25 protein-coding genes are annotated in these 22,555 nt (G+C 36.8%); 24 read left to right on the forward strand and 1 reads right to left on the reverse strand.

Annotated features, from left to right (window positions below):
- Positions 1-7: 7 nt before the first annotated feature.
- A complete protein-coding gene (gcvPA, locus tag E2636_RS07180) occupies positions 8-1,354 on the forward strand; it encodes an aminomethyl-transferring glycine dehydrogenase subunit GcvPA (protein ID WP_134209589.1) in 1,347 nt (448 codons plus the stop codon).
- Positions 1,317-2,807 carry an aminomethyl-transferring glycine dehydrogenase subunit GcvPB gene (gcvPB, locus tag E2636_RS07185; RefSeq protein ID WP_407670284.1) on the forward strand — a complete coding sequence of 497 codons (1,491 nt, stop codon included), beginning with the start codon at positions 1,317-1,319 and terminating at the stop codon, positions 2,805-2,807. The genes gcvPA and gcvPB overlap by 38 nt, the downstream gene beginning before the upstream one ends.
- Before the next feature lie 277 nt (positions 2,808-3,084).
- Here gcvPB and E2636_RS07190 read toward each other — a convergent pair whose 3' ends face one another.
- Positions 3,085-3,465 (reverse strand): rhodanese-like domain-containing protein, encoded by a 381-nt coding sequence (locus E2636_RS07190; protein ID WP_017380082.1) that lies wholly within the window; start codon positions 3,463-3,465, stop codon positions 3,085-3,087.
- A gap of 406 nt (positions 3,466-3,871) precedes the next feature.
- Here E2636_RS07190 and E2636_RS07195 point away from each other — a divergent pair, with 406 nt between their 5' ends.
- From E2636_RS07195 to E2636_RS07295, 22 genes are all read left to right on the forward strand, one after another.
- Positions 3,872-4,708 carry a lipoate--protein ligase family protein gene (locus E2636_RS07195; protein ID WP_134209591.1) on the forward strand — a complete coding sequence of 279 codons (837 nt, stop codon included), beginning with the start codon at positions 3,872-3,874 and terminating at the stop codon, positions 4,706-4,708.
- 173 nt (positions 4,709-4,881) lie between these two features.
- Positions 4,882-7,446, forward strand: coding sequence for a vitamin B12-dependent ribonucleotide reductase (locus E2636_RS07200; RefSeq protein ID WP_134209592.1), 2,565 nt, complete (start codon positions 4,882-4,884; stop codon positions 7,444-7,446).
- Between the two features lie 506 nt (positions 7,447-7,952).
- Positions 7,953-8,192, forward strand: coding sequence for a hypothetical protein (locus tag E2636_RS19330; RefSeq protein WP_243840741.1), 240 nt, complete (start codon positions 7,953-7,955; stop codon positions 8,190-8,192).
- 61 nt (positions 8,193-8,253) lie between these two features.
- Positions 8,254-8,697, forward strand: a complete 444-nt coding sequence (gene aroQ, locus E2636_RS07210; protein WP_134209594.1) for a type II 3-dehydroquinate dehydratase — start codon at positions 8,254-8,256, stop codon at positions 8,695-8,697.
- Positions 8,698-9,759 carry an aminopeptidase P family protein gene (locus E2636_RS07215; protein ID WP_134209595.1) on the forward strand — a complete coding sequence of 354 codons (1,062 nt, stop codon included), beginning with the start codon at positions 8,698-8,700 and terminating at the stop codon, positions 9,757-9,759.
- A gap of 17 nt (positions 9,760-9,776) precedes the next feature.
- On the forward strand, positions 9,777-10,337 hold the full coding sequence (efp, locus tag E2636_RS07220) for an elongation factor P (RefSeq protein ID WP_134209596.1): 561 nt from the start codon (positions 9,777-9,779) through the stop codon (positions 10,335-10,337).
- Positions 10,338-10,515: 178 nt separating this feature from the next.
- A complete protein-coding gene (locus E2636_RS07225) occupies positions 10,516-10,716 on the forward strand; it encodes a SpoIIIAC/SpoIIIAD family protein (protein WP_017380075.1) in 201 nt (66 codons plus the stop codon).
- A gap of 3 nt (positions 10,717-10,719) precedes the next feature.
- Complete coding sequence (locus E2636_RS07230; protein ID WP_134209597.1) at positions 10,720-11,097, forward strand: hypothetical protein; 378 nt, start codon at positions 10,720-10,722, stop codon at positions 11,095-11,097.
- A 28-nt stretch (positions 11,098-11,125) separates the two neighbouring features.
- Positions 11,126-12,028: a stage III sporulation protein AE gene (locus E2636_RS07235; protein ID WP_017380073.1), complete on the forward strand. Its 903-nt coding sequence runs from the start codon at positions 11,126-11,128 to the stop codon at positions 12,026-12,028.
- Positions 12,028-12,186 (forward strand): hypothetical protein, encoded by a 159-nt coding sequence (locus E2636_RS18935; protein ID WP_166669491.1) that lies wholly within the window; start codon positions 12,028-12,030, stop codon positions 12,184-12,186. The genes E2636_RS07235 and E2636_RS18935 overlap by 1 nt, the downstream gene beginning before the upstream one ends.
- 58 nt (positions 12,187-12,244) lie before the next feature.
- On the forward strand, positions 12,245-12,685 hold the full coding sequence (locus E2636_RS07240) for a hypothetical protein (RefSeq protein WP_017380071.1): 441 nt from the start codon (positions 12,245-12,247) through the stop codon (positions 12,683-12,685).
- On the forward strand, positions 12,682-13,224 hold the full coding sequence (locus tag E2636_RS07245; protein WP_134209598.1) for a SpoIIIAH-like family protein: 543 nt from the start codon (positions 12,682-12,684) through the stop codon (positions 13,222-13,224). Before E2636_RS07240 ends, E2636_RS07245 begins: the two co-directional genes overlap by 4 nt.
- Positions 13,225-13,428: 204 nt before the next feature.
- Positions 13,429-13,938 carry an acetyl-CoA carboxylase biotin carboxyl carrier protein gene (gene accB / locus E2636_RS07250; protein WP_134209599.1) on the forward strand — a complete coding sequence of 170 codons (510 nt, stop codon included), beginning with the start codon at positions 13,429-13,431 and terminating at the stop codon, positions 13,936-13,938.
- 12 nt (positions 13,939-13,950) lie between these two features.
- Positions 13,951-15,303: an acetyl-CoA carboxylase biotin carboxylase subunit gene (gene accC, locus E2636_RS07255; protein WP_134209600.1), complete on the forward strand. Its 1,353-nt coding sequence runs from the start codon at positions 13,951-13,953 to the stop codon at positions 15,301-15,303.
- 15 nt (positions 15,304-15,318) lie between these two features.
- On the forward strand, positions 15,319-15,726 hold the full coding sequence (locus E2636_RS07260) for an Asp23/Gls24 family envelope stress response protein (RefSeq protein WP_134209601.1): 408 nt from the start codon (positions 15,319-15,321) through the stop codon (positions 15,724-15,726).
- A 127-nt stretch (positions 15,727-15,853) separates the two neighbouring features.
- Positions 15,854-16,243, forward strand: coding sequence for a transcription antitermination factor NusB (gene nusB / locus E2636_RS07265; protein ID WP_134209602.1), 390 nt, complete (start codon positions 15,854-15,856; stop codon positions 16,241-16,243).
- A 19-nt stretch (positions 16,244-16,262) separates the two neighbouring features.
- Positions 16,263-17,123, forward strand: a complete 861-nt coding sequence (gene folD / locus E2636_RS07270) for a bifunctional methylenetetrahydrofolate dehydrogenase/methenyltetrahydrofolate cyclohydrolase FolD (RefSeq protein ID WP_134209603.1) — start codon at positions 16,263-16,265, stop codon at positions 17,121-17,123.
- Between the two features lie 89 nt (positions 17,124-17,212).
- Positions 17,213-18,577, forward strand: coding sequence for an exodeoxyribonuclease VII large subunit (xseA, locus tag E2636_RS07275; protein WP_134209604.1), 1,365 nt, complete (start codon positions 17,213-17,215; stop codon positions 18,575-18,577).
- The gene (gene xseB, locus E2636_RS07280; RefSeq protein WP_134209605.1) at positions 18,574-18,816 is read left to right on the forward strand and encodes an exodeoxyribonuclease VII small subunit; all 243 of its coding nucleotides are present in this window, start codon (positions 18,574-18,576) and stop codon (positions 18,814-18,816) included. The genes xseA and xseB overlap by 4 nt, the downstream gene beginning before the upstream one ends.
- Positions 18,813-19,694 carry a polyprenyl synthetase family protein gene (locus E2636_RS07285; protein WP_134209606.1) on the forward strand — a complete coding sequence of 294 codons (882 nt, stop codon included), beginning with the start codon at positions 18,813-18,815 and terminating at the stop codon, positions 19,692-19,694. Before xseB ends, E2636_RS07285 begins: the two co-directional genes overlap by 4 nt.
- A gap of 79 nt (positions 19,695-19,773) precedes the next feature.
- Positions 19,774-21,681 (forward strand): 1-deoxy-D-xylulose-5-phosphate synthase, encoded by a 1,908-nt coding sequence (gene dxs, locus E2636_RS07290; RefSeq protein WP_134209607.1) that lies wholly within the window; start codon positions 19,774-19,776, stop codon positions 21,679-21,681.
- Positions 21,678-22,496 (forward strand): TlyA family RNA methyltransferase, encoded by an 819-nt coding sequence (locus E2636_RS07295; RefSeq protein ID WP_134209608.1) that lies wholly within the window; start codon positions 21,678-21,680, stop codon positions 22,494-22,496. The genes dxs and E2636_RS07295 overlap by 4 nt, the downstream gene beginning before the upstream one ends.
- Positions 22,497-22,555: the final 59 nt, after the last annotated feature.

Here is a 22,555-nt window from a genome sequence, read left to right on the forward strand (position 1 = left end):
TGACCCAATGAAACATCGTTATTTACCAATGACAGAACAAGATCAAAAGGAAATGTTAGAAACCATTGGTGTTTCTTCTATAGATGAACTGTTTTCTGATATACCTGAGAAAGTACGCTTTCAAGGACAATATAATATTAAACCGGCTAAATCAGAGTCATCTTTACTAAAAGAGTTGTCTCAAATGGCTGCGAAAAATGCAGATAGTAAAGCTTATGCTTCATTCTTAGGTGCTGGTGTATATGATCACTATAAGCCAATTATCGTCGATCATGTCATTTCTCGTTCGGAGTTTTATACGGCTTACACACCTTACCAGCCAGAAATTTCTCAAGGTGAATTGCAAGCTATCTTTGAATTCCAAACAATGATTTGTGAATTAACAGGAATGGATTTAGCAAACTCTTCGATGTATGACGGTGGTACTGCATTAGCTGAAGCGGGAACGCTTGCTGCTGGACATACTAAACGAAAAAAACTTCTTATATCAGGAGCAGTTAACCCTGAATCTCAAGATGTCGTACGCATGTATGCATTAGGTCAATCGATTGAAGTAGTTCAAGTGCCAACTAAAGATGGAATAACGGATATCGATGCTCTAAACAATATGATTGATGAAGATACAGCCGCTGTTTTAGTTCAATATCCAAATTTCTATGGTCAAATAGAAGATATTCGCAAAATGGAAGGTATGACACATGAAGCAAAAGCCTTATTAGTCGTTTCTTCAAACCCACTTGCACTTGGTATCTTAACTTCACCAGGAAAATTAGGGGCAGATATTGTAGTTGGGGATGCTCAACCCTTCGGTATTCCAGAATCATTCGGAGGACCACACTGTGGATACTTCGCAGTAACAAAAAAATTAATGCGTAAAGTCCCTGGTCGTCTAGTAGGTGAAACTACTGATGAAGTTGGGCGCCGTGGCTATGTATTAACACTACAAGCACGTGAACAACATATTCGTCGTGATAAAGCGACTTCGAACATCTGTTCAAACCAAGCGTTAAACGCACTTGCTGCTTCTGTTGCTATGACAGCTCTTGGTAAAAAAGGTGCTCAAGAAATCGCTGCACAAAATATTTTAAAAACAAACTATGCTAAAAAAACGTTTGAAGCAGCAGGATTTGAAGTTGTGTACCAAGGTGCACATTTCAATGAAATCGTTGTAAATGTTAAGGGTTCTGTATCTGCACTAAACAAAGAATTATTTAAAGTAGGAATAATCGGTGGATTTGACTTGGGTAAAGTTGATGAAAAGTTAGAAGGACATGCGTTAATCGCAGTTACTGAACAACGAACAAAAGAAGAAATCGATGCGCTTGTGCAAGAAATGGGGTCTTTCCGTGCATAAAGATAATCAACCACTAATTTTTGAAATAACAAAACCAGGTCGTATTGGCTACAGTTTGCCAGAACTTGATATTCCGGAAGTAGATTTATCATCTTTATTACCTGAAGGTTTGCTTCGCGAAGAACTTGCAGAACTCCCTGAAGTATCTGAGCTAGATATTATGAGACATTATACAGCATTATCAAAACGTAACCATGGTGTCGATTCAGGATTCTATCCACTTGGATCATGTACGATGAAATATAATCCGAAAATCAATGAATCCGTTGCACGTTTCCCTGGATTTGCAGATATTCATCCTCTTCAAGATGAAGATACAGTTCAAGGTGCATTGGAATTAATGTATGATTTGCAAGAACATTTAATTGAAATTACAGGTATGGACGATTTAACACTACAACCTGCTGCTGGAGCACACGGTGAATGGACTGCACTTATGATGATCCGCGCATACCATTTAGCAAATGGCGATACACAACGTACTAAAGTTATTGTTCCTGACTCTGCACACGGTACGAACCCTGCATCTGCAACTGTTGCGGGATTCGATACGATAACAGTTAAGTCTGATGAAAATGGATTAGTCGACTTAGAGGACTTAAAACGTGTTGTTGGTGATGATACGGCAGCATTAATGTTAACAAACCCAAACACACTAGGCTTATTTGAAGAAAACATTTTAGAAATGGCTTCAATTATTCATGGTGTAGGTGGTAAATTGTATTATGATGGAGCAAACTTAAATGCAGTAATGTCTAAAGCACGTCCAGGAGATATGGGCTTTGACTGTGTGCACTTAAACTTGCATAAAACTTTCACAGGTCCACACGGTGGCGGTGGTCCAGGTTCGGGTCCAGTGGGCGTGAAGAAAGACTTGATTCCATTCTTACCAAAACCAGTTTTAGTGAAAACAGGAGAAAGATACCACTTCGATTATAACCGTCCTCAATCAATCGGACGAGTTAAACCTTTTTATGGAAACTTTGGTATTAACGTAAGAGCGTACACGTATATTCGTTCAATGGGTCCAGATGGTTTGAAAGCCATCACTGAATATGCAGTACTCAATGCAAATTATATGATGCGTCGTTTACAACCGCACTTTGACTTGCCTTATGATCGTCATTGTAAGCATGAATTTGTTTTAAGTGGTCGTCGTCAAAAGAAACTAGGCGTGCGTACATTAGATATGGCAAAACGTCTTCTTGACTTTGGCTATCACCCACCTACAATTTACTTCCCATTAAATGTGGAAGAAGCGATGATGATTGAACCGACGGAGACAGAGTCTAAAGAAACATTAGACGCGTTTATCGATGCTATGATACAAATAGCTAAAGAAGTAGAAGAGACGCCAGAAATCGTCCAACAGGCACCTCATTCAACGGTAATTAAACGTTTGGACGAGACCAAAGCAGCACGTACACCAGTTTTACGTTATAATAAAATATAAAGAAATATAAAAAAGGGTCTTTCCGCGAGAGCGGGAAGACCCTTTTTTAATAGAGAAGCAAGTATAAACTTTTAGCCATTTTGTTCGACAACGGTTTCTTGCTCGTAACCCAGAACATGAAAGAGTATAGCCCTTTTCTTTTCGCATCAAGCGACTAAAGTTTCCAAGGAGAAGCTGTAAAATCCTTACTTCAGCTTACACACAAATTAATAGTACTTTCCTAGCATTACTCTTTAGAAGAAAAAAGGTTCCTCCAAATGGAAGAACCTTAATATACTTATTTTGTTTTTATTTTACCAGTCCATTGACGGAAACCGCCTTTTAATTGATAAATCTGTGTGCATCCTTTTTTCTTTAAAAACAAAGCTGTACGTGCACTTCTTGCGCTATTTTGGCAATATAAATAGACGGGCTTGTCTGGACGAATTTCTTTAAACCGTTGACGCATTTGTGATGAAGGAATGTTACGAGAACCTAAAATGTGGCCTCCGTCAAATTCTTTTGGTTCACGTACGTCTACAAGTTGTGCTTTTCGGTAGCCCTCAATAAATTGTTCTTGCGATAAAACTGACACGGCTTTTTTTAATCGGAGTGATGAAATTAAAAAATAGATCACTAACCCAAATAAACCGGCAGCAATAATATATAAATACTCCACAACTTATTTCCCCTTTCTCTCTCTATGTTCTTATTATACAAGTTTATAGATAGAAAACCCACTTTTTTAAGAGGAAATGAATTGCTTTCAACTAAAAAAATGGTCAAAAAAGGATCATATGTTCCTTTTTAGTATAATAGATAAAAGAAACCAATGAAATTGCAAGTGAGTTTAGCCATCTTAAAAATATCTTACCCATCATAGTACGATTGGCATGCTAAATCGACCGATAACGAAGTGGTATGATAAAAAATTATCGGACCTTGATGTTGTTGCCTTATACAGAAGTGTATTTCAGAAGCAGATGAAAAAAGTGAATGCTCCCATTTTCTTAGTCTAAAAAATAAACAGTAGCCACAGTACAATCATTTTGTTAATATAAATAGCATTGCGAGGAGGAAAATACATGTCTAAACCGATTTGGTATTTTATTAATTCTGGCGCTTGTCGTCCATCCTTTAACATGGCGTTAGATGAAGCGTTACTAGACTGGCATAGTGAAGGACTCCTCCCACCAGTTATACGTTTTTACAGATGGAATCCTGCAACATTATCTATTGGTTACTTCCAAAATGTAGCTAAAGAAATTAATATGGAAGAAGTTAAAAAGCACAATTTAGGTTTTGTTCGTCGTCCAACTGGTGGTCGAGGAGTTTTGCATGAACATGAGTTAACATATAGTGTGATTGTTAGTGAAGACTATCCAAATATGCCTAGGACAGTTACCGAAGCATATCGCGTTTTAAGCGAAGGATTATTAATTGGATTTCAAAAACTTGGGTTAGATGCCTATTTTTCAGTGCCTGATACAGAAGAGAAAAAAAGTGATTTAAAAAACCCTAAAAGTGCTGTTTGTTTTGATACACCATCTTGGTATGAGTTGGTAGTAGAAGGTAAGAAAGTAGCAGGTAGTGCACAAACGCGACAAAAAGGTGTTATTCTACAGCACGGAGCGATCTTACTCGATTTGGATGAAGACAAACTCGTATCTTTATTTAACTATAGATCTGAAGAGATGAAAGCTCGTGTTCTTAGGGGATTATCTGAAAAAGCAGTTGCGATTAATCGTATTCGGAAGACTCCCGCAACCATTGAAGAATGTATAGAAGCATTTAAAAGTGGATTTGCAGAGGGATTAAATGTTAATCTTGAGCCTTATTCTCTGACAAATGACCAAATAGAATATGTAAAAGCGTTAGAAACTAGGCGTTATGCAAATGATGATTGGACTTACCGGAAATAGAGGGTATAAAGTAATATTTTTAATATAAAATAAGGAATATTTACCTATAGACGTTGCGTATGTATGTTCGACCATACATGCGCTTCAATTGATTTAAATATCAATATGTAGTAATATATTTAATTATACACACTATATATAGTGTTTTGGACCTTACATAGGAGGAATGAATTATGGTACTAATTTCTAACGATACGATTGGTAAATTGAACATTAATGCATTGAATCAGGACATAGCATCTTTCACTCAAGTTCATCCCATTACACCAGACATGACATTGACTCACAAAGGTGTTTCTCGGTTAGTAATGCTCGATCGTTATTCGTTTAAAGATATGTCAAAGGAAACGTTGAAAGCAGGAGATTTCGTCGTATTAACGGTGAAAGAAGATCCTAAATTCCCAGCTCGTGGCTTAGGCTATATTGTCTCTATAGACCGTGCAACAAACAAAGCAAGAGTAATAATTGAAGAGGACTACCGAAGTGCCATTGATGACCCAACGGAACAAAAAATGGGAATCGTTAATCGATCAATTCATGTTATTGAAAAACCATTGGAAGTTTATTATGAGCAAATTGCAAAACGTAATGCAACTGGATTAGCATCAGTAGAAACAACTGAAGAAAAGAAACAAGAGTGGTTCCAAAAGTTTTATGAACAATTGGTAGCATTGAAATTTATACCTGCTGGACGAGTTCTTTATGGAGCAGGAGCAGGTACCGATGTAACCTATTTCAACTGTTATGTTATGCCTTTTGTGCCGGATTCGCGTGAAGGGATTTCTGATCATCGTAAACAAGTGATGGAAATCATGAGTCGTGGTGGTGGCGTTGGAACGAATGGATCAACACTACGTCCACGTAATACGCTTGCGAAAGGTGTAAACGGAAAATCATCTGGCTCAGTATCATGGTTAGACGATATCGCGAAGTTAACTCATCTAGTTGAACAAGGTGGTAGCCGACGTGGTGCTCAAATGATCATGCTAGCTGATTGGCATCCTGATATTGCGGAATTTATTATTTCAAAAATGCAAAATCCTAGAATTCTTCGCTTTTTAATCGAGAATACAGAGGATGAAACCATCAAAGAACTAGCAAAAGATAAACTTAACTTTAAATCTTTAACACAGCAAGAAGAAGCGATGTATCAAGGGATAGTTAATTACAAGGCAATACCTGGTCTAGGTGGATTTAGTGATGGAATTATCCGCGATGCAGAAACAAAGTTAACAGATGGTGGTACTTACAGCGTAAACAATTCAGAGTTTTTAACTGGTGCTAATATTTCAGTTACGCTAACTGATGATTTTATGAAAGAAGTAGAACTAGATGGCGATCATGCACTTCGATTCCCAGCTGTTGAAACTTACACTTCAGAAGAAATGGCTATTTATAATGAGAAATGGCATGAAATTGGAGACATTCGTGAATGGGAAAAACAAGGCCATAGCGTACGTACTTATCGTACGATGAAAGCGAAAGACTTATGGAATTTAATTAACATTTGCGCAACATACTCAGCAGAACCTGGGATTTTCTTTATTGATAATGCAAATGAAATGACCAATGCAAAAGCATATGGACAACAAGTTGTAGCAACGAATCCATGTGGAGAACAACCTTTAGCACCTTATTCAGTATGCAACTTGGCAGCTGTTAATTTAGCGCAATTTGCTCAAAAAGAGTCGAAAACAGTCGATTTTGAAGGCCTAAAAGAAACGGTGCGTGTCGGTGTACGTATGCAAGATAACGTGATTGATGCAACGCCTTACTTCTTAGAAGAGAACGAAGTACAAGCCCGAGGTGAACGTCGTGTTGGTCTTGGTGTTATGGGACTTGCCGACTTACTAATTTATTGTGAAAAAGAATATGGATCAGATGAAGGTAATGTTTTAGTTGATCAAATATTTGAAACAATTGCTGTGGCAGCGTATGAAACTTCTGCTGAGCTTGCAAAAGAACGTGGGAGTTTCCCGTTCTTACAAGGTGAAACGGAAGAAGAAACAAAACGATTGCGCAAAGCTTTCATTAATACAGGATTTATGAAAAAAATGGCACCTCATGTTAGAGAATCCATTGTTGAAAATGGAATTCGTAACTCTCACTTATTAACTGTCGCACCAACCGGATCAACAGGCACAATGGTTGGAGTATCAACAGGGTTGGAACCTTATTTCTCATTCACATATTATCGTAGTGGTCGTTTAGGTAAATTTATTGAAGTAAAAGCTGATATTGTACGTGAATACTTAGAAGCAAATCCACATGTAGATGCTAATAATTTGCCAGAGTGGTTTAAAGCATCGATGGAATTAGCACCTGAAGCTCATGCTGATGTGCAGTGTATTATTCAACGTTGGATTGATAGTTCTATTTCTAAAACAGTAAATGCACCTCGTGGATATACAGTGGAACAAGTACAAGGTGTATACGAACGACTGTATCGTGGTGGAGCAAAAGGTGGAACAGTGTATGTTGACGGAAGTCGAGATGCACAAGTATTAACACTTAAAGCCGAAGAAAATGTAATGGATGAACATCATTATGAAGAGAAAATCATGGAAAATCGTCCGATTGTATTAGTAGATACCATCCAAGCTTTACGCTCTACAACGGTGACAATTGGTTCTGAAGCAGGAAATAAATGTCCAGTATGTAGACAAGGGACAGTGGAAGAAATGGGTGGCTGCAATACATGTACGAGTTGCGGTGCACAACTTAAATGTGGACTTTAGAACAGAGTATTGAAACGACTATAGCCACAAATGAATCAATATAATAAAGAAAACGCCGCCCATTGTATCTTACTTGATACATGGGCGGCGTTTCTATTTCTATTTATTTGTTATATGAAGTCATTGCTACTCCAAAATGTTCTTCGAGGCTCTTACGTTGTTAATAATACAATTCAATATTCTAAATATCGAGGAGTGCATTGTTGCTAAATGTTGACTTTTATATAGCCCAATCATTTTACTAAAGTTTTTTCAAATCACAGAAACTATGATTAGAGTGAGTGATATCAGTCAAAAATGGAATAATAGAAAGGATTGTGATTTGATTGAAAGGTACTCATTATTTTTGGATATCATCTGCACATGCTGTAGTTTTTACAAGTATATTAGGTTTTCTACATGTATTTAAATTTATATCTTGGAACCCAATAAACTGGACAAAGATACAAATATTTTCTCAAACGCATATTTCAGTGAAGTGGCTTCTTACACTTTTTGTTGTTTTTATGGCAATCAATATTGTGATGGGATTGTTCCTACTTGTCAAAAAAATGCCAACAGTTGTAACATCTATTGTCGTAGGGGGTGCTACGTGGCTTTTGCTAGAGTGGTCTATATATCAAAATTTCACACACATTAAATGGAGTTCAATTCCAATATTAACGGTCATTATATTAATTTGTCGAGCGCTTGCAGAAACAATTAATTACTATGACCGTGAAGTTTACGAGGACAAACGAAAGTAGTTGCTGCAAACATTTGTTATGCTAAAATGGAAGGGAACGTGATGCAACAGGAGGGGAAAGGATGAACATTCTTTGTTTGAATGGTCCAAACTTAAATAGGTTAGGAAAACGTGAACCTGCAATTTATGGGTCAGAAACGTTGGAAGATGTGAATCAATCACTTATTACATGCGGTCAAGCATTAAATGTCCAGATCGAATGTAAACAATCCAATCATGAAGGTGTATTAATTGATTGGTTACACCTTGCAGAAGACGATAATATCGACGGCATTATTTTTAATCCAGGAGCGTATACGCATACTAGCTATGCGATACGTGATGCCATATTATCTATATCGATTCCGGTTATTGAAGTTCATATTTCTAATATCCATAGTAGAGAAAGTTTTCGGCACAAATCTGTTATAGCTGCCGCTTGTGTTGGACAAATTTCTGGTCTTGGAACATTTGGTTATACGTTAGCGCTGGAAACATTTTTACATAGAAGAAATGGGGAATCGTAAATGGGGAAGTTATCTAAATTACGTCAAGCATTAGTAGAAAATGAGATTGATGCGTTGCTTATAACAAGTGGTTATAATCGCAGATACATAACTGATTTTACCGGAACAGCTGGAGTTGCAATTATATCAAAAGAACAAGCTATTTTTATTACGGATTTCCGTTACTTGGAACAGGCTGAAAAACAAATTTCTGGATTTGAAATTGTGAAACATACTAAAACATTAGTAGAAGAAGTTACTGTTCAATTAGATAAAATGGCTGTGAAAAAGGTTGGTTTTGAGAAAGATGACATGACCTATTCAATGTATGAAAGCTATAAAAAGGCCGTTAATACTGAACTTGTACCAGTATCAGGTCTTGTAGAGAAAATACGCTTGATTAAGACACCTGAAGAGATTAAGATTATTAAGGCTGCCGCAGATATTGCAGATGCGGCTTTTAATCACATTATTACGTTTATCGCACCTGGAAAAACTGAATTAGAAGTTTCTAATGAATTAGAGTTCTTCATGCGAAAACAAGGTGCATCATCTTCTTCATTTGATATAATCGTTGCATCTGGTCTCCGTTCGGCACTCCCGCACGGTGTCGCAAGCGATAAAATTATAGAAAAAGGTGATTTTGTTACATTAGACTTTGGTGCATTGTATAATGGATATGTATCTGACGTAACGAGAACTGTTGCGGTTGGAGAACCTAGTGACCATTTAAAAGAAATCTACCAAATTGTCTTAGATTCACAAATGTTGTCGTTGAATAAAATTAAACCAGGTATGACTGGAATTGAAGCAGATGCTGTGGCACGTGATTACATTAAATCAAAAGGGTACGGAGAAGCATTCGGTCATTCTTTAGGTCATGGAATCGGATTAGAAGTTCATGAAGGACCAGGATTATCATTCCGTTCGGAAACCGTTCTCGAAGAGGGTATGGTAATCACGATTGAACCGGGTATTTATCTACCAGGTGTCGGTGGTGTTAGAATTGAAGATGATGCAGTTATGACAGCTACAGGCACTGACAGAATAACACATTCTACAAAAGAGTTACTTATCTTATAATTTTTGGGGGAACACACATGATTTCAGTTAATGATTTTAAAACAGGTTTAACAATCGAAGTAGATGGTGGCATTTGGCGCGTACTAGATTTCCAACATGTTAAACCAGGTAAAGGTGCAGCGTTTGTTCGTTCTAAACTGCGCAACATTCGTACAGGTGCAGTGAATGAAAAAACATTCCGCGCTGGAGAAAAAGTGAAAAAAGCGCAAATTGATAATCGCAAAATGCAGTATTTATATGCTAACGGGGATCAACACAATTTCATGGATACTGAATCATATGAGCAGATTGAACTTGAATCAAAACAAATCGAGTATGAGTTGAAATTCCTGCGTGAAAACATGGAAGTTCACATCATGCAGTATCAAGGTGAAATTTTAGGTGTTGAATTGCCTAACTCTGTTGTCCTAGAAGTAACAGAAACTGAACCAGGTATTAAGGGTGATACTACTAGTGGTGGTACAAAATCTGCCATTTTAGAAACTGGGCTTTCTGTACAAGTACCGTTCTTTATCAACCAAGGTGACAAGTTAATTATTAACACAACAGAAGCTGCTTACGTTTCAAGAGCACAGTAATAAGAAAAGCGGGAAGTGCCACTTTATCCTGATTCAAAATGGTGCTCGCATGCTACTGCTTGGAATATAAATCTAAAGTTACCAAATGCATTCAAATTGCATTTGGTAACTTTTTTTTCATGTTTGTTACTTTTTGAGCATACGATAAATAGACTGAGGAGGGGACAAGTCGGAATTCATGGATATAATTCGGGTTGCGGGGATTGGAGTAATTCTTGCATTGTTGCACCTATTCTTTGAACAAACAGGAAAGAAAGAGTTTACCTTTTTTTTATTTGTTTTTGGGTACCTATATATGACCGTTGAAATGCTGCGGTTTCTACGTTATTTCTTTGAAGAAATCACTACTTTTTTCGAATGGCTCACCATTTCGGTGTAGACTATGCAAATTATCCTAGTAATTATTGTAATAATATTCCTGTTGTTGTTACTTCAACAAATCCTCCCACAGTACACACCTTTATTTATTAGTTTTTTCTTTTTCATTTTACTCTCTCATATATTATTTCAAATGTTTTTTCCTATTATACGAACCTTACTTGAACAAGCACCGAAAGAAACGCTACCTATTACTCGTGTATTATTATTTTCTGTATTTCTAACATTTTTAGCTGAAGCTTTGTCTGAATGGTGCCGAAATGTGAATTTAGAAGTGTTCGTCCCAATTATTTCTATTAGTTGTCATTTATTAATACTCTCCTACTGGTTGCCACTGATTCAACAAATGTTTACTACATTGACAAGACTGTTGATTGAATAATCCAGGTATTAAGGGGGTGAGACGGTACATGCTTGAACCCTTGTATGCCTATATTTTTGGTGTAACCAGATATTTTATCGTTCTGTTAATAGCGATCATTTTTGCGATGATACTTGATATATTATTTCCAAAAGCAAAACGCTGGACACGATTATCGCTTTTTTGCATAGCTGTTCTATATACACTCACCCCTGCAATAGATGCGATGTACGATATGCAACAGTATTCAAAACAAATGATTACTGTATTCATGAGTGTCTATCCAGTGTTAGCTGCTGGATTACTTATGAATAGTGGAACCATGGCATTTTCAATATGGAATCCCGCTTTATATGTATTCATTCAATTTACAGTGGTTCTAACAGAGAGAATCCTTATTCCTTTACTAATGACCACAATCCTTCTTGATTTTATTAGTAGGTTTCATCCAGCGACATCATTTACAAAATTTACAGACATTATTCGAACTTCTCTACTTAGCATAGTTTCAGCAGTTGTCGTTATTTATAGTTTTTTCATCTCAGTTCAAGGATTTATCTCGTGGAATATTTCAAGTGCAGTTACTGAGCCAATTAAAAAAATTATTCAGCAAAATGTTCCCTTTGGTTCATTTTTTTCTGAAAATCTGAGTACATTTACTCGTTTTTCTTCATCCATCACATCAATAACTGGTGGAGGAATTGCTTTTACAATTCTATTAGTTGTATTAATCCCGACACTAAAAACGATAAGCGTTGCATTTTGTTATCGATTAGTGGCTGCAATCATCGAACCATTTGGACCTGAAGACTTAGTTAATTTCTTGGATGATATCGGGAAATCGATTTTCGTTCTTAGTATCTTGTCATTTCTCATTGCCTTTGCTTTTTTCTACACAGCGATCTTCGTTGTAATTTTAGTTAAATTTTCACTTCTAATGAGGGGGGCATAATGTCTGAGTGGTTAACAGGATTAGTATTTATTATTTTATTAAGTGAAATACTTCAAGCTATATTTCAAGAGTCAGAATCTCAAGAAAAATTGGAGGAGTATACCAAGCTGGGACTCGCCATGTACATCCTATTGTTCATCACTTCATTTTTTCTATGAATAGTTGATGAATACTTCTCATATAGTTTATCAAGCCTGTCTCACTTAAGAGAGGAGCGTGATTCCATCCATTAAACCTAATCGTATAAAAAGTGGCATCTTGCTCGCAAGCCTCTTGGTATTCATGGTGTTTTTCTTATTTAATGGATCTATTTTCACAAAGCAACCGAACACAACCAGTCAGTCACAAGATACATTTTCGCAAGAACAATCATTAACAATTGCATTGGAAAAAATGGCTGGGGTAGGTGAAGTTGAATTATTTTTTTATACAGGCACGAACGAGCCTCAACAAACAGTTTCGGAAAAACCTAGCTTTGCGTTGTTTGATCAAAAAACAGAAGAGCAAACAACAATTCAATCCGTTTTGATAGTAGCAACAGGAGCGGACCAAGCTCAAACTAGATTGATGTTAAAAAAATACTTGTCGGCGGTATTATTCTTGCCAGAGCATCGAATTGTCGTCGTCCCGATGGATGAGAAAGGGGTTTCTAAATGAAAGTTAAAAAACGTACAGTGTGGATGCTAACCTTATTAAGTTTGGTAGCAGTAATTTCGGTGTATTACGTGAAAGAGCCTAACATCATGCCCTTTGATGGTTTAGCTATTTTTTCAGATGGAGCACTTGATCAATTGACAATCGATGAAGAAGCTGGAGATGATGCAATTACTCCAGTATATGCTCAAAGTGCGTTATTTGAAGAAATGAGAATGGAATCACAAAACAAGCGTAGTCAGCTTAGAGAACAGTTAACGACTAGAATTACAACAGATGAGATGTCTGCAGATGAGATCAATGAACTGTACAATGAGATGAGTGATTTAACGGTTCGAGATTCCACAGAAGCAATGCTTGAAATGCTCATACGTTCATTAGGTTATGCAGATGCTCTTGTACAAACAGATAAAGGTAAGGTAGATGTAAGAGTTATCTCGGAAGAACAAGGAAAAGAACTAGCAAATGAAATAATTCACATTGTAAAAAAACAATGGGAAGACGCTAAATCAGTAAAGGTTACATTCCAACCTGCTTCATAATGAATGAAAGGGCCCATAGAGGTCCTTTTTTTAATTTTTAGATTTATAGCATTTTCTCAACCGTAGTTTAGCTTGAGTGGACTCCTATGCGTTTCGAGATAGCACTCTTAAATAAAGAAATTTAGGTTATCTATTTCAAATTTCCACAAAAACGTCTAAAATAGAAGAAGTACCTAATTCGAGACATGGTAAGGGGAGTTTGAAATGATAAAAATTCAAGAAATTCGTGAAATTATTAAACTAATTGACCACTCATCTATTGATGAGTTTAGTTACGAAGCAGAAGGTACGAAAATTAAACTTAAAAAGAATAGTCTACACGAATCATCTGAAGTAATTGTCCCTCAATCTAATTATGCAGCACCACATGTTGTAGAGTCATCAACAATGGATGCTACACAAGTAACGACATCTCCAACTGTAAAAGAAACATTTGCAAATATTGAAGTGAAAGAATCAGTGAACGATGAATCTCTCCATAAAATCCAATCTCCAATGGTAGGAACATTCTATGAATCATCTTCACCAGATTCACCAGCATTTGTTCAAATTGGGGATAAAGTAAGTGAAGAAGGTATCGTGTGTATTGTGGAAGCTATGAAATTATTTAACGAAATCGAAGCAGAAGTGTCTGGCGAGATTGTAGAAATTTTAGTAAAAGATGGACAACTCGTAGAGTACGGCCAACCTCTGTTCTTAGTAAAAGCGAACTAAGGGGGAAAACCAATGATGAAAAAAGTATTAATTGCTAATCGTGGTGAAATCGCGGTTCGTATTATTCGTGCATGTAAAGAATTAGATATTGAAACGGTAGCTGTTTATTCGGAAGCGGATCAAGATGCGTTGCATGTGCAAATGGCAGATGAATCTTACTGTATTGGCCCAAATCCATCAAAAGATAGTTATTTAAACTTTAGTAATATTATTAGTGTGGCAAAGTTAACAGGTTGTGATGGAATTCATCCAGGGTATGGTTTTTTAGCTGAGAATGCTAGTTTTGCTGAGTTATGTGAACAGTGCAATATTACCTTTATTGGACCAACCTCAGATGCTATTTCAAGAATGGGTACAAAAGACGTAGCCCGTGAAACGATGCGAAAAGCAGGTGTACCAGTAGTTCCTGGTTCTACGGGCATAGTAGCAGATGATAAAGACGGACTAGAAATTGCTCGTAAAATTGGATTCCCGGTCATTATTAAAGCCACTGCTGGTGGTGGTGGTAAAGGGATTCGAGTAGCACGTACAGAAGAAGAACTTGTTAAAGGTATTCAAATTACCCAAAAAGAAGCAGCAGCTGCTTTTGGTAATCCTGGTGTATATATTGAAAAGTTCATTGAAATCTTCCGTCATGTTGAAATTCAGGTTTTAGCAGATAGTTTTGGCAACACCATACATTTAGGTGAACGTGATTGTTCTATTCAACGCCGTATGCAAAAACTGGTAGAAGAAGCACCTTCACCAGCTCTTTCGCCAGAAATTCGTTATCAAATGGGCGATGCAGCAGTAAAGGCAGCACAAGCGGTTAACTATCGCAGTGCTGGGACAGTTGAATTTATTTTTGATCACATTAATCAAAAATTTTACTTCATGGAAATGAATACACGAATTCAAGTTGAACATCCTGTTACAGAAATGGTTACGGGTATTGATTTAATTCAACAACAACTTAAAGTGGCTTCAGGTGAGAGACTTGCGTATACACAAGATGATGTGAAAATTAAAGGATGGGCTATTGAGTGTCGCATAAATGCAGAAAACCCTTCTAAAAATTTCATGCCTTCAGCAGGGAAAGTAGAAATGTATTTAGCGCCAGGTGGATACGGTGTACGTGTGGATTCAGCAATGTATTCAGGTTATAGAATTCCTCCATACTACGATTCAATGGTTGCCAAACTCATTACATTTGCAGATACACGCGAAGAAGCTGTTGCAAAAATGAAACGTGCATTAAGTGAATTTGTGGTTGAAGGCGTTCATACAACTATTCCTTTCCACGAGAAATTAATGGATCATGAAGTGTTTAAATCAGGTGATTTTGACACGAAGTTTTTAGAGAAATACGACGTCATGAATTCCTAAGAAAGGATGATTGAGATGGCTGAAAAAACAACAACAGCTTATTTGCAAATGACTCCTGCAGGAAAAGAAGCCTTAGGGAAGATTGAAGTAGCGCCAGAAGTATTAGAAGTAATCGCTGGAATTGCAACAATAGATGTTGAAGGTGTTGGCGGTACGCGAGGAAGTTTTGCTACTGGAGTTGCTGAACGTTTAGGCAAAAAAGTTCATGGTAAAGGCATTAAAACAGAATTAACTGAACAAGGTTTATTTGTTGAAATTTATTGTACAGTAAAATATGGTGCATCAATTCCTAAAGTGGCTAAAGAAGTTCAGAATCAAGTGCGTCAAGCAATTTTTAATATGACTTCTCTTGAGACGCAAGAAATAAATGTCCATATTACCGGCATTCAATTTGAACAGCAAAAAGAAACAATAACAGAATAATTTAGGACATCGTTTGGCAAGCTCGAACGATGTCTTTTTCTGAACATTTAAACATACTTCCGTGTATGTCCTGTGTACAGGAAATATGCTATGATGTGTTCGAATGTATATTAAAGGAGACTATCACATGAAACGTAGAGAAGCTCGTGAAAAAGTGTTGCAAACTTTGTTTCAGTTAGAAAACACGGAGTTGACAATAGAAGAGGCAATGAGTCATGTTTTAGATGGTCAAAATGATTCTTTCTATGAAAAACTTGTACGTGGTACGACTGAACATTTAACGCAAATAGATGAATCACTTAAAGCAAAATTAGAAAATTGGTCACTAGATCGCTTACCTAAAATCGAACGAACAATTTTGCGTTTAGCTGTCTTTGAATTGTTATTTATGCAAGATGCTCCTTCAAAAGTAGTAATTAATGAAGCAATTGAATTGAGTAAAACATTCGGAGATGACAAATCAAGCAAGTTTGTCAACGGTGTATTATCTAAATATGCGGTGGAGTCTTCTAGCTGACAACAGGGGGAATTTTGACATGTCAAGTATACTAATAAGTGGAAAAGAAATTGGGCAAGCTATAAGAAGTGAATTATCTATACGTATTGACCGCTTGAAGAATAGAGGTATAACACCTGGCTTAGCAGTTATTTTAGTAGGTGAAAACTCAGCTTCCAAGACGTATGTTGCTAATAAGCAAAAAACATGTGAAGCACTTGGCATGCATTCTCGTTTACTTTCATTTGAATCCGAATTAACAGAGCGAGAACTCATACAAGCGATTCATTCTCTTAATAACGACCCAGAAATTCATGGTATTTTAGTTCAATTGCCATTACCAAATCATATTACAGAAACTGAAGTATTGGCAGCAATTTCTCCTGCAAAAGATGTAGATGGCTTTCATCCAATAAATATTGGGAAAATGATGCTCGGTCAAGATACATTTCTTCCATGTACGCCATTTGGTGTCATGAAACTTCTAGAACACTCTCACATCGAAATTTCCGGTAAGCATGCTGTTGTCATAGGACGTAGTCATATTGTCGGGAAACCTATGGGTCAATTACTGTTGCAAAAAGATGCAACTGTAACATATGCTCATTCTAAAACCGCAAACTTAAAAGAAATTACATTGCAAGCTGACATTCTAGTTGTTGCAGTAGGTAGAACGAAAATGATTACAAGTGATTATGTGAAGACGGGTGCCGTCGTAATAGATGTTGGCATGAATCGTGATGAAAATAATCGCTTATGTGGTGACGTGGATTTTGATTCTGTAAAAGAAAAAGCAGCTTACCTAACACCAGTTCCAGGAGGGGTTGGTCCTATGACAATCACTATGTTAATGGTGAATACTGTGAAATCAGCAGAAAATGAGTTACTTCAAGACATTTGAAGTTAAAACAGGTAAAATAAAGGAAAGAAAAAAAGCTGTTTTTCTTAAAGAAAGACAGCTTTTTTATTTCTTCTTTGTGAGGAGTTTGAATGAATGTGACATCAACTTCATATTTAACGGTAAAAGCTTTAACTAAATACATAAAACGGAAATTTGATGCAGATCCCCATTTAAGAAATGTCTATGTCAAAGGGGAACTATCAAATGTAAAAATACATACGAGTGGGCACATCTATTTTACGATAAAAGATGAGCAAACGAGAATATCTGCTGTTATGTTTGCTGCTCAAGCTAGAAACTTGAAATTTAAACCTGAAAGTGGAATGAATGTTCTTTTGCAAGGTGATGTAAATGTTTATGAAGGATCTGGCCAGTATCAGCTGTATGCACAAGTCATGCAACCTGATGGCATCGGAGAATTATTTGTGGCGTTTGAGCAACTAAAGGAAAAACTAGCAAAAGAAGGATTGTTCCATCCTTCTAGAAAAAAACAAATTCCTAAATTCCCTCAAAGAATAGGCGTTATTACGGCTTCCACAGGTGCAGCAATTCGAGATATTGTCACGACCTTGAGTAGACGTTATCCACTGGCAGAAGTGATTATTTTTCCTACACTAGTTCAAGGTATAGGAGCAGCACCTAGTATTGTGAAGGCACTTAAACGTGCAAATGCATATTCGGAGTTGGATGTTTGTATAGTCGGTCGTGGTGGTGGGTCGATCGAAGATTTATGGGCATTTAATGAAGAGATAGTTGCTCGAGAAATTGCTAACAGCAGCGTTCCTATCATTAGTGCGATTGGACATGAAACTGATACGACCATTGCTGATTTTGTATCAGACTTACGAGCACCAACTCCAACTGCTGCTGCTGAACTTGCTGTACCCAATCAACTTGAGTTATTACAACACGTAACAAACAGAAAATCACAAATCCTATCAATTGTCTCAGCAACTTTGTCTAGTGAGCGTAAAAGATTAACACGGGTCATATCGGCATACCCGCTTGCTTATCCAGACAGATTGTATCGACCTTTTGTTGAAAAGTTAACACGCGCAACAGACCAGTTAGAGAAAAGTGGGAGAACCCTACTCCAACAAAAGCAGCAACATCTCGATCAGCAAACAATGCGATTAACCTTACAAAATCCGCAAAAAGTAGTTCAACAACATCTAAAAGATATAGACGTATACCAACAACGTTTGCATATAGCTACTAAAAAAAACATTCAGACAAAAGGTCGTTCATTTAGTGCTATGATTCAATTACTTGAAGCATTAAATCCATTGAAAATAATGGATAGGGGCTACAGCATTACGTATCAAAATGACCAAGTAGTAAAGTCAATTGAAGAACTTAATCTAAAAAAACAACTTCATATAAAATTACCAGATGGAGTCGTACTTGCATCTATCGACTCTATAACCAAGAACACTAAAGGAGAATCATCATGACAAAAACGAATGTATCTTTTGATCAAGCAATTCAACAACTAGAAGAAATCGTACGCCAACTCGAGCAAGGAGATGTCCCTCTAGAAGATGCGATTTCACTTTATAAAAAAGGTATGGGATTGTCGACATTATGCCATAGTAAATTACAAAATGCTGAGAAACAACTAATCTCAATCATTGATGATAAAGGCGAGAAAGTACCATTTACTGAATCTGAAAAAGAGGATACTGTAAAATGATTTCATTCCAAAAGTTCACAGAGCATCATGTTCCAAAAATAGATAAACATCTCTCCTTTCAAATTAATTCTATTGAAGCTCCATCTATTTTAAAGGAAGCCATGAATTATTCAGTAGCTGCAGGTGGTAAACGAGTCCGCCCATTGTTTTTATTAGCTGTTTTAGACGTATTAAAAGTGGAACATTGTGAAGCTTTGACGGTAGGTTCAATAATTGAAATGGTTCATACATATTCACTCATCCATGATGATTTACCGAGTATGGATAATGATGATTATCGCCGAGGACAATTAACAAATCATAAAGTGTATGGTGAAGCTTTAGCTATTTTGGCTGGAGATGGCTTGTTAACATATAGTTTTGGTGAACTTTCTCGTTTAAAAACTGTTCCGGCTGAAGATAAACTGGATTTAATTCGTTTACTAAGCCTAGCTGCAGGTGCTGAAGGCATGGTTGGTGGACAAGTATTAGATATAGAAAGTGAACGAAAATTAATTTCTGTTAAAGAATTAGAAACGATACACATAAATAAAACGGGTGCTCTATTGTCATATAGTATCGAAGCGGGTGCGATTCTCGCCTCAGCAGATGAGAAAACAAAAAAATCATTAACAGACTTTGGTTATCATATAGGGCTTGCTTTCCAAATTCAAGATGACATTTTAGATATTGAGGGTACTACTGAGATATTAGGGAAAACTGCAGGAAAAGATGTAGCAAGTGAAAAAAACACATACCCTGCACTTTTAACTCTTGAGGGTGCAAAAAGTAAAAGGGATTGGCACTATAATCTAGCGATTCTTTCTCTTCGTGACATTACAAAAGAACCGGGATTATTAGATGAAATGGCAACATACATTGTCAATCGTAACAAATAGTGAATACGTTAATGTTTGTACAATCGTCTTACATTGATATAATGGATTAGAAATTAACACGTAAAGGTGTGTGGTGTAGATGGATTTAAACTCAATTACAAGTCCATCCTTTATTAAAGATTTATCTATAGAGGAACTATTGAACTTAAGTGAAGATATTCGTTCGTTTTTAATTGAAAAATTATCGGTCACAGGTGGACATATTGGTCCAAACTTAGGTGTGGTCGAACTGACTATATCTCTTCATCGTATATTCAATAGTCCTGAAGATAAGTTTATTTGGGATGTAGGACATCAATCATATGTCCATAAGATATTAACAGGACGTGCTAATCAATTTGATACACTCCGTCAACATAAAGGGTTATGTGGTTTTCCAAAACGAATCGAAAGTGAACATGATGTTTGGGAAACTGGTCACAGTTCTACTTCATTATCTGCTGCAATGGGCATGGCAGTTGCACGAGATATAAAAAAAGATAAGAATCACGTCATTCCAATCATTGGAGACGGAGCATTAACGGGTGGTATGGCTTTAGAAGCTTTAAACCATATTGGTCATGAGAAAACAGACATGATTGTCATATTAAATGATAATGAAATGTCGATTGCACCTAATGTAGGTGCCCTCCATACCATTTTAGGTAAACTTAGAACTGCAGGAAAATATAACAAGGCAAAAGAAGAGTTAGAATATTTGTTGAAAAAAATCCCGGCAGTTGGCGGCAAACTAGCTGCTACAGCTGAACGAGTAAAAGATAGTTTAAAATATTTGCTCGTATCAGGTGTATTCTTTGAAGAGCTCGGATTTACGTATTTAGGACCTATTGACGGCCATAGTTATGATGATTTACAAGAAACATTATTATATGCCAAGAAAATGAAGGGTCCGGTATTAGTACATGTCATCACGAAAAAAGGCAAAGGATTCCGACCGGCAGAAGAAGATAAAATAGGCACATGGCATGGCACAGGACCTTATAAAATGGAGACTGGTGCTTTTGTGAAATCATCTTCAACCGCCCCATCATGGAGCGGATTAGTAGCGGAAACTGTACGGAAACTTGCCCGTGAAGACGAACGGATTGTAGCAGTAACTCCTGCCATGCCTGTTGGTTCTAAATTAGAAGGTTTTGCTTCTGAATTCCCTGAACGAATGTTTGATGTAGGAATTGCTGAACAACATGCAACAACAATGTCTGCAGGGTTAGCAACACAAGGAATGAAGCCGTTTTTAGCGATTTATTCTACATTCCTGCAACGTGCATATGATCAAGTTGTGCATGATATTTGTCGTCAAAATTTAAATGTCTTTATCGGAATCGATCGAGCTGGTTTAGTTGGTGCAGATGGTGAAACACATCAAGGGGTATTTGATATAGCATTTTTACGTCACTTACCAAATATGGTCATTATGATGCCAAAAGACGAAAATGAAGGACAACATATGGTGAAAACAGCTATTGACTACAATGATGGCCCCATTGCTATGCGCTATCCACGAGGGAATGGTCTTGGTGTACCAATGGATGCAGAATTACGAGCTATTCCAATTGGTTCTTGGGAAGTATTAAGAAAAGGAACTGACGCAGCAATTCTGACATTTGGTACAACGATTCCTCTAGCTTTGAAAGCCGCAGATCAATTAGCAAAAGAAGGTGTGCAAGTTGAAGTTATTAATGCGCGATTTATCAAACCAATCGATGAACTTATGTTGCATCAATTAGTACAACGCGACCTTCCATTGTTCACTGTTGAAGAAGCAGTTTTACAAGGTGGCTTTGGTAGCAGTATTTTAGAATTTTTACAAGATCATGACTATACAGGCATTTCTGTCAATCGCATGGGGATTCCTGATCACTTTATTGAACACGGAAGTGTAAATGAATTGTTAAATGAAATTCATATTAATTCTGATGAACTAGTGTCTCGGATTCAACATAAAATGTTGAAAAAAATCAATAAGGCTGGTATACACGTATTATGATTAAAACTCCAAAAGAGAGAGTCGATGTTTTATTAGTAGAACGTGGACTTTGTGAAACACGAGAAAAAGCAAAGCGAGCTATTATGGCTGGAACTGTTTATACAAATGAACTTCGACTAGAAAAACCAGGTGAGAAAATTGCAGGGGATTCCCCTTTGCAAGTTAAAGGTAATCAAATGCCCTATGTGAGTAGAGGCGGACTAAAACTTGAAAAGGCACTAAAGTATTTTCAAGTGGATGTTAAAGATAAGCTAATGCTTGATATCGGGGCATCAACGGGTGGTTTTACAGATTGCGCTCTTCAAAACGGTGCAAGACATTGTTATGCACTTGATGTTGGATACAATCAACTTGCTTGGAAAATACGTCAAGATGAACGAGTTACAGTCATGGAACGAACGAATTTTCGCTATGTAACAGTGGCTGATTTAGAAGTTGGGTTACCAGAATTTGCAACGATTGATGTTTCATTTATTTCGTTAAAACTCATTTTGCCTGTTTTAAAAACATTACTAGTACCTGGAAGTGATGTCATTGCACTTGTGAAGCCGCAATTTGAAGCAGGTAGAGCGAATGTGGGAAAAAAAGGAGTCGTACGTGATTCAAAAGTCCATATAAATGTGTTAGAAACAATTTCTAATTTTTCCCAAGAATTAGGTTTCACGCTGAAAAATGCTTCATTTTCTCCGATTACCGGTGGAGAAGGAAACATTGAATTTTTATTCCATTTAGTTGCGACAGAAACAAATGAAACAATATTTACTGAAGAACAACTAAAACAAACTGTTCGTGATGCACATCAACAACTGTCTTAAAGCGGCCCGCATGTAGGGTCGTTTTTTTCTTGTGTGGAGGAGCTGTAAATGGTACGATA

The sequence above is a fragment of the Paenisporosarcina antarctica genome (assembly GCF_004367585.1).
GTDB classification, from domain to species: domain Bacteria; phylum Bacillota; class Bacilli; order Bacillales_A; family Planococcaceae; genus Paenisporosarcina; species Paenisporosarcina antarctica.

What these genes read in the sequence shown, in the direction of transcription:
- gcvPA (WP_134209589.1), top strand. Translation starts at nt 8, where the DNA reads ATGAAACATCGTTATTTACCAATGACAGAACAAGATCAAAAGGAAATG.
- gcvPB (WP_407670284.1), top strand. Translation starts at nt 1,317, where the DNA reads ATGCGCTTGTGCAAGAAATGGGGTCTTTCCGTGCATAAAGATAATCAA.
- E2636_RS07195 (WP_134209591.1), top strand. Translation starts at nt 3,872, where the DNA reads ATGTCTAAACCGATTTGGTATTTTATTAATTCTGGCGCTTGTCGTCCA.
- E2636_RS07200 (WP_134209592.1), top strand. Translation starts at nt 4,882, where the DNA reads ATGGTACTAATTTCTAACGATACGATTGGTAAATTGAACATTAATGCA.
- E2636_RS19330 (WP_243840741.1), top strand. Translation starts at nt 7,953, where the DNA reads ATGGCAATCAATATTGTGATGGGATTGTTCCTACTTGTCAAAAAAATG.
- aroQ (WP_134209594.1), top strand. Translation starts at nt 8,254, where the DNA reads ATGAACATTCTTTGTTTGAATGGTCCAAACTTAAATAGGTTAGGAAAA.
- E2636_RS07215 (WP_134209595.1), top strand. Translation starts at nt 8,698, where the DNA reads ATGGGGAAGTTATCTAAATTACGTCAAGCATTAGTAGAAAATGAGATT.
- efp (WP_134209596.1), top strand. Translation starts at nt 9,777, where the DNA reads ATGATTTCAGTTAATGATTTTAAAACAGGTTTAACAATCGAAGTAGAT.
- E2636_RS07225 (WP_017380075.1), top strand. Translation starts at nt 10,516, where the DNA reads ATGGATATAATTCGGGTTGCGGGGATTGGAGTAATTCTTGCATTGTTG.
- E2636_RS07230 (WP_134209597.1), top strand. Translation starts at nt 10,720, where the DNA reads ATGCAAATTATCCTAGTAATTATTGTAATAATATTCCTGTTGTTGTTA.
- E2636_RS07235 (WP_017380073.1), top strand. Translation starts at nt 11,126, where the DNA reads ATGCTTGAACCCTTGTATGCCTATATTTTTGGTGTAACCAGATATTTT.
- E2636_RS18935 (WP_166669491.1), top strand. Translation starts at nt 12,028, where the DNA reads ATGTCTGAGTGGTTAACAGGATTAGTATTTATTATTTTATTAAGTGAA.
- E2636_RS07245 (WP_134209598.1), top strand. Translation starts at nt 12,682, where the DNA reads ATGAAAGTTAAAAAACGTACAGTGTGGATGCTAACCTTATTAAGTTTG.
- accB (WP_134209599.1), top strand. Translation starts at nt 13,429, where the DNA reads ATGATAAAAATTCAAGAAATTCGTGAAATTATTAAACTAATTGACCAC.
- accC (WP_134209600.1), top strand. Translation starts at nt 13,951, where the DNA reads ATGATGAAAAAAGTATTAATTGCTAATCGTGGTGAAATCGCGGTTCGT.
- E2636_RS07260 (WP_134209601.1), top strand. Translation starts at nt 15,319, where the DNA reads ATGGCTGAAAAAACAACAACAGCTTATTTGCAAATGACTCCTGCAGGA.
- nusB (WP_134209602.1), top strand. Translation starts at nt 15,854, where the DNA reads ATGAAACGTAGAGAAGCTCGTGAAAAAGTGTTGCAAACTTTGTTTCAG.
- folD (WP_134209603.1), top strand. Translation starts at nt 16,263, where the DNA reads ATGTCAAGTATACTAATAAGTGGAAAAGAAATTGGGCAAGCTATAAGA.
- xseA (WP_134209604.1), top strand. Translation starts at nt 17,213, where the DNA reads ATGAATGTGACATCAACTTCATATTTAACGGTAAAAGCTTTAACTAAA.
- xseB (WP_134209605.1), top strand. Translation starts at nt 18,574, where the DNA reads ATGACAAAAACGAATGTATCTTTTGATCAAGCAATTCAACAACTAGAA.
- E2636_RS07285 (WP_134209606.1), top strand. Translation starts at nt 18,813, where the DNA reads ATGATTTCATTCCAAAAGTTCACAGAGCATCATGTTCCAAAAATAGAT.
- dxs (WP_134209607.1), top strand. Translation starts at nt 19,774, where the DNA reads ATGGATTTAAACTCAATTACAAGTCCATCCTTTATTAAAGATTTATCT.
- E2636_RS07295 (WP_134209608.1), top strand. Translation starts at nt 21,678, where the DNA reads ATGATTAAAACTCCAAAAGAGAGAGTCGATGTTTTATTAGTAGAACGT.